The 9,465-nt window shown below is 36.0% G+C and carries 4 protein-coding genes and 1 rRNA gene (1 of these 5 cut by a window edge); all 5 read right to left on the bottom strand.

Going from position 1 to position 9,465, the window contains the following annotated elements:
• A 16S ribosomal RNA gene (locus tag PBT91_RS02285) occupies window positions 1-1,307 on the bottom strand; it reaches 221 nt to the left of the window's first position.
• A gap of 709 nt (window positions 1,308-2,016) precedes the next feature.
• A complete protein-coding gene (locus tag PBT91_RS02280; RefSeq protein ID WP_270060195.1) occupies window positions 2,017-3,927 on the bottom strand; it encodes a putative porin in 1,911 nt (636 codons plus the stop codon).
• Between the two features lie 116 nt (window positions 3,928-4,043).
• On the bottom strand, window positions 4,044-5,363 hold the full coding sequence (locus PBT91_RS02275) for a RagB/SusD family nutrient uptake outer membrane protein (protein WP_270060194.1): 1,320 nt from the start codon (window positions 5,361-5,363) through the stop codon (window positions 4,044-4,046).
• A gap of 54 nt (window positions 5,364-5,417) precedes the next feature.
• Window positions 5,418-8,477, bottom strand: coding sequence for a SusC/RagA family TonB-linked outer membrane protein (locus tag PBT91_RS02270; protein WP_270060193.1), 3,060 nt, complete (start codon window positions 8,475-8,477; stop codon window positions 5,418-5,420).
• Between the two features lie 681 nt (window positions 8,478-9,158).
• Window positions 9,159-9,437 (bottom strand): RagB/SusD family nutrient uptake outer membrane protein, encoded by a 279-nt coding sequence (locus PBT91_RS02265; RefSeq protein ID WP_270060192.1) that lies wholly within the window; start codon window positions 9,435-9,437, stop codon window positions 9,159-9,161.
• Window positions 9,438-9,465 lie beyond the last annotated feature (28 nt).

The following is a 9,465-nucleotide window of genomic DNA, read 5'->3' as shown; positions in this document are numbered from 1 at the left end:
ACTACGATCCGAACTGTGATAGGGTTTATAGATTCGCTCCTTCTCGCGAAGTGGCTGCTCTCTGTCCCTACCATTGTAGCACGTGTGTGGCCCAGGACGTAAGGGCCGTGATGATTTGACGTCATCCCCACCTTCCTCACGGTTTGCACCGGCAGTCTGGCTAGAGTTCCCACCATTACGTGCTGGCAACTAACCACAGGGGTTGCGCTCGTTATAGGACTTAACCTGACACCTCACGGCACGAGCTGACGACAACCATGCAGCACCTTGCAATCTGTCCGAAGAAATATCTGTTTCCAAATACGTCAGACTGCATTTAAGCCCTGGTAAGGTTCCTCGCGTATCATCGAATTAAACCACATGCTCCACCGCTTGTGCGGGCCCCCGTCAATTCCTTTGAGTTTCATTCTTGCGAACGTACTCCCCAGGTGGGTTACTTATCACTTTCGCTTAACCACCCAGCCCTCAATTGGGCCGGACAGCTAGTAACCATCGTTTACGGCGTAGACTACCAGGGTATCTAATCCTGTTCGCTACCTACGCTTTCGTCCATCAGCGTCAATATATTATTAGTGATCTGCCTTCGCAATCGGTATTCTGTGTAATATCTATGCATTTCACCGCTACACTACACATTCTAACCACTTCATAATAATTCAAGATCTACAGTATCAATGGCAGTTCTCCCGTTAAGCGGAAGACTTTCACCACTGACTTATAAATCCGCCTACGGACCCTTTAAACCCAATGATTCCGGATAACGCTTGGATCCTCCGTATTACCGCGGCTGCTGGCACGGAGTTAGCCGATCCTTATTCGCAGAGTACCGTCAGCCCTTTACACGTAAAGGGGTTTCTTCCTCTGTAAAAGCAGTTTACAACCCATAGGGCAGTCTTCCTGCACGCGGCATGGCTGGATCAGGCTCTCGCCCATTGTCCAATATTCCTCACTGCTGCCTCCCGTAGGAGTCTGGTCCGTGTCTCAGTACCAGTGTGGGGGATCTCCCTCTCAGGACCCCTACCTATCGTTGCCATGGTAAGCCGTTACCTTACCATCTAGCTAATAGGACGCATGCTCATCTCTTACCGTAACCTTTAATTACAAATCAATGCTAATTCATAATACTATGAGGTATTAATCCACGTTTCCATGGGCTATCCCTCAGTAAGAGGTAGATTGCATACGCGTTACGCACCCGTGCGCCGGTCGTCAGCAGAAAAGCAAGCTTTCCCCTGTTACCCCTCGACTTGCATGTGTTAAGCCTGCCGCTAGCGTTCATCCTGAGCCAGGATCAAACTCTTCATCGTTGTTTCATTAATATGTAACAATCAAATCTTAAGTTTGCGTTCTTATATAAATAAGAAGTTTAAAGCTCAAAAGACGACTCTCTAGTCTTAATTCTTAATTCTACACTTCCATTTTTTTTATAATACCATACAGTACTATTAAAAAATGTCGTTTGTCAATTCAATATGTCAATGAACTCATTTAAAAGTCCGGGAATTACTTCCCTTCGATAGAAATTAAGGACTCGAACCTTAACCAAACCCCAATCGGTATTTCTTAGTTATTCAGCGTGTTAAGAACCGTGTCGCTTTCTCTGAAAGCGGTTGCAAATCTACAACTAATTTTTAAACTCACAAGAAAAAATAAAAATTATTTTTCTGTATTTTTAAACGCTACCTCCAAAGAACCTCGCCGTTAAAGCGGCTGCAAATATACAACCCTTTTTCTTTAAACACCAAAACTTTTTTTAAGTTTTTTTTAAGCTCCTTTTTCAGTATCCTCTCAATGAACATCCGCCCTCGCAACCAACCACTCCGGCGCTAAGCGGGTGCAAATATAATACCCTTTTTTGATTACACAAGGCTTTCTAAAATTCTTCCTATTTTTGATGAAATCGTATCAATTCAAGTCCTTTTTCAGTCATTTCAGACGTAAAACCACTTAACATTAGATTAACAATTTAGAAATAACAGATTTTATGCGAAAAACGCAGCCCTTCTTCCGAAGAAATTAAAGAAAAAAGTTCCAAACAATACCAAAGCGGATCATAAAATCATTGTGCGGATATCGCGGGGCAGAAAAATTATTATTGCCATTAAGCGCAAAATTTAGATTCTCGAGCTTGAAAAATATTCTGGCCTGGTCCACTTTACCGTTGAAAAAGAAATCTACTAATGGATAAGCTCCGTAATTCGATTCGTTTTGCACATAGAATTCCGCTAAAACAGGATCATACCCATCCATTTGGTAAGAAGAAAAATAATTAAATGTAAAGCCGGTCTGTAAATACAGCGCTTTATCGAACCAAAAATCCTTATAATAAAGCGAATTTCGAGTAAGCAGCTCGGGGACATTAAATACATCGCCACCATCGGAGACCTTTTGATACAAAATGGTATTATCCAGAGCAAATTTCCCAAACCTAAACTCCCGTTGGGCTTTGAGCTTCACATAACGCACATCGCTTCCTGATTGAAAAGGTTTGATTGCCCCTTCCCCATTCCTTCCAAAATAAGTGTAATTCTGAATTTGAGTAATCTCACCGCTAAAATTAGCTATTCTTTTCGCAGAAAGTTCAAAGAACAGACTTTGGGCATTTTCGTTATCATAAGCATGCTGCCAGTTATAATTAATATAATTACTCTGATACAGCAAAAAGTTAAGATTGGGAGCCCTACTCGTTTGCTTGAGCCCGAAGTTTAGAAAATTAAATGGATCTATTTGATATCCAGCGGAAGCTATAATATGATTTCCTGAAAAATTATCACCGAAAGTAAATGCTATATCACCATGAAGGTTAAAACCTCCTAAATAATTGTCATAACTCCCACCTACTTCTAGCAACTGCCCATCTAAACGATCGCCAACAACCCCATCTTCACCAACAAAAACAGATTCGTACCAATAATCCAATGATGAAAAACCAGCCCTACCTGATATTTTACCTAAAACTGAATTATCGAAATTGACAGCAACTGTATTTGAAAAATTCTCATATCTCACTTCATCTCTTAAGCCTGTACTTTGAAATGATGATCCAAAAAAACTGTTAGCAGCGTTAGATTGGAGATATTGAAATTTCTTATAACTATAATCCAATCGATGGCTAAAATATAGTTTATTATCTATACTGTCTTGAGCTCCATTTAAGTAATATTGATGATACAGAAAAAAGCCTTTACCATATAAAGTACTTTCTGCATTTTCAAAATTAACATCTAAAACAGATCTATCCTCAAATTCCTCTTCTTTACTTACATAAGATTGAAGAGCATCATCGGTTAAACCTCCATTTTCTTCATTCATTAAATCCTGACTAACAAAATGAGCTTTAGCCCTATACTTTCTATCTTTAGTCTGATAATTTAATGTGGTTCTGAAATTACCTGTACTTGTAAGCATGTGTCTAAACTTCCCGAGTGCCCTAACGCCTTTGTAAGCAACACTAAAATTTAAACGCTCAGAAGTATTTACTGTAAAAAAAGCATCGAGTTGTTGCCCTTGTTCTGGCACGGTTTTAAAATACAACTCTGTTAACGGAGTAGGAACATGATAATAGTTAATATCTTGTGGTTCCATAAAATTATAATGACGCGCTCTGGCTCCGAATTTAGGTTTTATAGTATTGAAATCTCGAAACTCGGTTAGCGCATTATATGTTTGTCCCGTATTTGCAAAAGGAAGTAAACCAAACAAATCCTTTCTGAGATAGTTAAATTTGTAATCTTTTTGAATAGTAAGCGAAGTATCAACCTGCGTTGTATCGTTTTCTACTGAAATTATTTTGAATAGATCGATAGTGGGCTCTGCTACAGAATCTTTTGCTTCGCCTTTAGCTCCTCTATTTGGCAGCTTTTGCTCCTGAGCATGACAAAAAAAACTAAAATTAAAAATCGTAATTAAAAGGAGTACTTTCTTCATTCTAAAATTTATCCAACAAAAATATAAAAATAACGCTACTATTCAGGATTTGGTATAAAAACAAAAAAACCACCCAAATTGGGTGGTTTTTGTGAAATATTATTAATTAAAATACCCTAGCTACCATAACCTGGATTTTGCACCATGTTAGAGTTGGCATCTAATTCATCCAAAGGGATAGGATAAGCTAATCTAAAATCCCCATAAAGGATAGTTTCTGAAATGTTTTGTTCAAGATCTATTTTCTCAATATCACTTTCAGTTCTCAATAAATCCCAATAATATAAACCTTCAAATATTAACTCCTCTCTTCTTTCTTCTATCAAATTAGTCTTTGTTATTTCAGAATAACTGTCAGCATTTCTAGATTCAGGAATCATATTCAAATAATCCAAAGCTAATTCATTTTGACCCAACTCAAAAAGTGCTTCAGCATAATTTAGAACAACCTCTTCATACCTAATGACAATAACATTAGCTTCGCGATCAGGATATTTACCAATATTTCTGAGTTGATCTCCTTCATAACCAAGAATATCAGCTCTTACATCACCATCTTCATACAAATCTATAACATTAGGGGCTACTTCAATATCACCATAAGTATCTCCTCTATAAATGAATTCTAGTGCATCACTTCCAGGATTATCAGTAAGACTAAATGCCAATTCAAATATTGAGTTACTACCTCCATCCTGACCGAAAGATGCAACATAATCTTCAGCTGGTACGATTGAAAAATTACCAGAATTTATCACAATCTCTGCTGCGTCTCGGGCTTCAGCCCACATTTCAAAGTATATAGCAACTCTAGACTCCAAGGCCTTGGCTAAATATTTATTAACGGTTTCCTTTGATTCATCGTAATAATCTTCAAGCATCAAGTCGAATGCAGTCTGAAGGTCAGCCATGATATCCTGCACATTCGAATCCACAGTTTCTCTGGCTGGAATTAAATCATCTCCCTTAAATTCCTTTATATAAGGCACACCTAGATCACCTCCTACGTTCTGCTGCCCATATGTTAATAATAAATCCAAATGAGCCAAAGCTCTAATAGCATAAGCTTGACCTTGAATATGCTGCCCATAATCTAAATCTCCCTCTAAAGTAGAAACATCTGTACCTATAAGTATATTCGCATTCGCAATTACCCCATAAGCATTATCCCAAATATAAGTACTACTTGGCAGATATTCGAAGGCAGCCTCAGTTGAGAATCTACCAGAATTACCATTAGAAAATGTATTTGGTGTTCTAACTTCATTAGTTACTAAATAATCACGACCATAATAACCAGAAGACGTTAACCTGTTTAGAGCTCCTTTGAATATTACTTCCATATCACTAACCAGCAGAACTCCTTCTTCGGATTGTTTTTGCTGTCTCAAAGCTGGCTCCAAATCGTCATTCATACAAGAAGTCGAAACTACCATAGAAGAAAGGAGTAAAACTTTAAAGTATTTTTTTATATTTTTTTTCATAATTCTTTAGAAATTTAAATTCACACCTAATACAACTGATTTAACTGGAGGAGTTGTTATACTTGTAAATCCAGTATAATCCACCTCGGGATCATGTAATAAATAATCGTCTTTAACCCAAGTATAAAGGTTCATACCTCTTACATATAATCTCGCTCCAGACAAGCCTATATTTTCTACTACTTTTGATTGAAAATCATACCCTACAGTTAAGTTTCTCAATCGGAAATAATCACCATCAAATAAAAATTTAGAATTATATCTCCAAGGTTCTCCCGCGAATTCAACTTTAGTTACTCGAGTTTGATCACCTGGATTTTGCCATCTATTCATCAAGACATCATAACCATTATAAACACCTATAGTATAGATGTTCGTCTGATTAAGGTATCTGTGCCAGCTTTCATAAATTTGATGACCTCCAGCATAGTATCCAGAAGCATCTAAGAAAAATCCTTTAAAATCAACATGAAAACTAATACCTCCTGTTAAAGTAGGTAATGCACTAGTTCCTTGATAAACCCTTTCTGCATTATTAAAATTAGTTGTAGTTTCTTCTCTAGACTCATCTGTATACCAAGTGTCTACACCGGTGTCTGGATCTACACCAGCCCAACTAGCCATAAACCACTCATTAACAATAGACCCAGATTGAGATCTAGCGTATGTACTATAATCACTAGTTACTGGTATTTCCTCTCCATTAAAATCGGTACTAACTTCTAAAACCTCATTCTCTACTGTAGCTAAATTACCACTAACTGTAATATTAAAATCGTTAGACCTAACAATATCACCGCTTAATTCTAGTTCGAAACCTTTGTTCTGCATTCTTCCTACGTTTCTATATTGACTTGAAAAACCTGAAGTCATAGAAAGTGGCTCGTCAAGTAAAAGATCATCAGATTTTCTTATATAATATGCTAAAGATCCCGATAATCTATTTTGGAAAAGACCAAAATCAATACCTGCATCAAATGTTTTACTAGTTTCCCAGGTCAAATCAGCATTACCGTATCCTGCAGGGTAACCTGCTCCCGTACCAGCATAATCTGCATCGTAGTTATACAAAACTTGATATAAATTTATATCAATGTTAGCATTTCCTGTTTTACCATACGAAGCCCTTATTTTTAGATTATTAACTGCGTCACTATTACTTAAAAAAGATTCTCTATGAAGATTCCATGCTGCACCAACAGACCAAAAGTCACCCCATCTATTATCTCTAGCAAACCTAGAATTCCCTTCTCTTCTATAAGTTCCATTCAAAACGTAACGATTATCAAAATTATAAGATCCAGTTAACATATAAGATGCTACCGCCCAATCGGTAAATTCCGAATTCGCTCCTGTTGGATTCCCTGCTACCGCTAGGTTACTCAATCCATCTGTAGCAAAATTATCTGCTTCAGCAGAAAGATATGATCTTCTATACTTTTGATACTCCTGAAGCAATTTGAAATTAAAACTATTATCATCTAATGTCAGAGCATAATCAAAAGAGTTTTGAAAAACGTAAGTAGCTGTATTCCTACTGACCTCAAATCCATAACCATTTGTTCCATCACCGTCGCCTGAGACTCTATTATTATAGGTTTTGTAGCGATAAACCTGATAATCTATAGACATTCTGGAAGTAAAACTTAAGCCTTCAATCGGCAGATACCAATTAATGGAATTATTGGATAAAATTCGGGTTAACCTAGACTCATCAATATCATTTTCCGCAATATATAAAGGATTAGGTAGCGATGTGTTCAAATTGTACGTACCATCCTCGTTGTAGGGTTGATCTATAGGAGACATAAAATATTTAGCTGCATGAGGAGATGAAAAATAAGCACTTCCTTCAAGCAAACCATCCTGAAATGTATGAGCCACATTATTAGTAGATGTGAAACTGAAACTATCAGAAAGATCTTTTGTGAAATTTAAAGCCCCAGAAATACGGTCAAAAGTCGATCCGATCACGGTAGCTTCCTGCTTATAATACCCAAGAGAAGTATAGAAATTATAATCATCTGTACCTCCAGTAGCTGAAATTGTATGCTCTTGCATGGGAGCATCTTCATTAGTAACCAAATTATCCCAATTACCTTCTGGTCTACCAGCTTCATTCCAAGCGATAAATCCAGCATAATCACCAAGAGCATTAGCATCAAAGTCTATAGCATCTTGAATAGTCGATAGTCCTTGACTTGCTCCGTAAGTATTTAAAACACCTTCATAAAACAGTTCTTCTCTTTCAGCTCCTGTCAAGGGATCTGGACCATCAATAGCATTATTTGTAAAACCATAATAAGAACTTGCACTTATTGTTGTTTTTCCAGATTTACCTCTTTTTGTATTTATTACAATTACCCCATTAGCTCCTCTAGCTCCATACGCAGCAGTAGCAGAAGCATCCTTCAACACAGTTACGCTAGCTATATCATTAGTATTCAAACTAGAAAGAGGAGACATAGATGACGTAGCATCACTTCCTGAAACATTACTATTTATAACAGGCACCCCATCGATAACGTATAAAGGTTCATTACCTGCGGTTATTGAACTAATACCACGTATCCTAATATCTTGAGTAGATCCTGGAGTACCTGAGGTAGAACTAATTTGCAGACCTGCCACCTTACCTTGTAAAGCCTGATCTATAGATGCAGCCGTAGTTTCCTGTAAGACATTAGCATCGACCTGCACAGAAGATCCAGTCATGTCGTCTTTTCTTTTAGAAACATATCCCATGACTACAACTTCATCTAAAGCGGCTGCATCTACTGATAAAGTTATATCTATAGAACTTTTTGAACCAACTTTTTGTTCCTGAGATGCAAAACCTACGTAACTAAAAACTAACACCGATCCTTGTTCTACCTCAATACTATAATTACCATCGAAGTTAGTTTGGACACCATTATTAGTTCCTTTCTCAATAACATTTACCCCTGGTAGTGGTAAACCATCTTCATCTATCACCGTTCCAGTAACAGTTTTTTCTTGTGCAAAAACTAATTGCACGACTAACACCATAAAAAGTGTCAGCAATCCATGTAATGTTTTTTTCATTATTAATTAATTTGAATTAGCCTGAGCCAAAAATCATAATAATAACTTAATAAACAAAGTTTTTAATATTTATTTTCTCATTTTTTTTGCCAAAATTACTAGTAAACCGTTTTAGTGAATCATTTTTAGTTAAAAAAAAATACTAAAACACCTTTTTTATTAAAATATTGATAGCTACAATATTATTTAAGGATATGTTAAAAATGAAGTATTTTACAATTCAAAAATTAGTAAATTGACTATTTACAGTGAATTCTAATAGTATAATGACAAAAATGAATTGAAAAACTGAAAATTTAATGCCCATAGGCATTTTTATGATTTTTAGATTAAAAGCATAGAACTTAAACATAATTCTACTTTAAATATTTCTACTCTAAATAATAATTAATTAAACAGTAGGTAGAGCTTATCAATTTGCTTCTGTTAACCGATAAGATGCCTATTTAATTGAAAAGATTACTTCTCAAGTCTCGGAATCTATTAAAAATGTTTGAAGTCTAGGCGTAAAAAGAAAAATCATGACAGAATGAATAGACTTGTTATTCCAAATTTAAATAATATAATATCGCGAAGAGTATATTTTATCATTGATTCCGACTTACGGAAATGCTTCTAATCAAAATAATTATAATTTAACAGCCTGGATTCTGATCTTCCTGAGACATTTCTTTATTAGCATTAATCTCGGCTTGAGGTATTGGCTAAATTTGTCCATTCACATTTAAAGATGAAGTTCTTATTTTCAACAACTTCTTCTAAAATATCTAAACATTTGGCATCATACCATCTTTTACCTTCTGCAAATAATTCTACTCTTCTTTCTTTAGAAATTAAAGTAATAAAATTAGATGAATTTAGTTCAGCTTTATCCAAACCTGCTCTGTTACGCACATCATTAATAAAGCTTGATGCTGTATCATAATCTCCATTTCTAGCTAACAATTCAGCATTAAGCAACTCTACTTCTGCATAACGATAAATATAT

Source organism: Zunongwangia sp. HGR-M22 (genome assembly GCF_027594425.1).
GTDB lineage: Bacteria > Bacteroidota > Bacteroidia > Flavobacteriales > Flavobacteriaceae > Zunongwangia.
This window is presented reverse-complemented; position numbering and strand designations above follow the sequence as displayed.

Coding starts and splice junctions, on each gene's coding strand:
- PBT91_RS02270 (WP_270060193.1), bottom strand. CDS start 8,477: ATGAAAAAAACATTACATGGATTGCTGACACTTTTTATGGTGTTAGTC.
- PBT91_RS02275 (WP_270060194.1), bottom strand. CDS start 5,363: ATGGTAGTTTCGACTTCTTGTATGAATGACGATTTGGAGCCAGCTTTG.
- PBT91_RS02280 (WP_270060195.1), bottom strand. CDS start 3,927: ATGAAGAAAGTACTCCTTTTAATTACGATTTTTAATTTTAGTTTTTTT.